The organism is Vibrio sp. B4-6 (assembly GCF_963888245.1).
GTDB lineage: Bacteria > Pseudomonadota > Gammaproteobacteria > Enterobacterales > Vibrionaceae > Vibrio > Vibrio anguillarum.
In genome coordinates this window covers 1-592 of sequence record NZ_CAWPIM010000062.1, presented here as the reverse complement: position 1 = coordinate 592, position 592 = coordinate 1, and the positions used below count along the sequence as shown (strand labels likewise).

The 592-nt window shown below is 39.9% G+C and carries 1 protein-coding gene; it reads right to left on the bottom strand.

Annotated features, from left to right (window positions below; translation table 11 throughout):
- Positions 1-125: 125 nt before the first annotated feature.
- Positions 126-539, bottom strand: a complete 414-nt coding sequence (locus AACV20_RS14195; protein WP_021448743.1) for a hypothetical protein — start codon at positions 537-539, stop codon at positions 126-128.
- Positions 540-592 lie beyond the last annotated feature (53 nt).

Below are 592 nucleotides of genomic sequence, written 5' to 3'. Positions count from 1 at the left end.
TAACGCCGCGTTAAGTGGTGAGCAACGCTACCACTCTACCTAAACCATTGTGACATAAACACTTAACCCAAAGTAAGCCGAAAATGCCAAGCGTTGGGAATCCGTCTTAAACGCTTTGTTATGTGTTAATTACGTTCGTTGATGTAGTCGATTGCAAATTCAATATGTGCTATTAGCTCTTCAACACATTTGGGGAAATAATACTCTGCATCATCAGAGTCTAAGTTGTCTTTAGGCAATAACGTATATTCAATTTCATCGTTAAACAAAGGGTAAAGATTATGAGTAAGGTAGTTTCGGCGAACCAGTATAAACGCCAAAACTTCACTAAGTTCATCAGTAACCAATTCATGTTTTTTACAGCTTCCAACAAGCTGACCTAACATAGCTCGCCTAAGGTTGTATCCCACCTTAATACTACTCGCGAGAACAATTGATTTTAATGCTGACTCCAACTTCCCCGACATCAATAACAGTCGCCCCAAACTTTCACAAAAACGCTCACTTTTGAGTAACTCATCGTAAAACTCTAGAGACATTGCTAAATTATTCCTTTACACATAACGCCCGGCTAAGGGGTTGACAACGCACC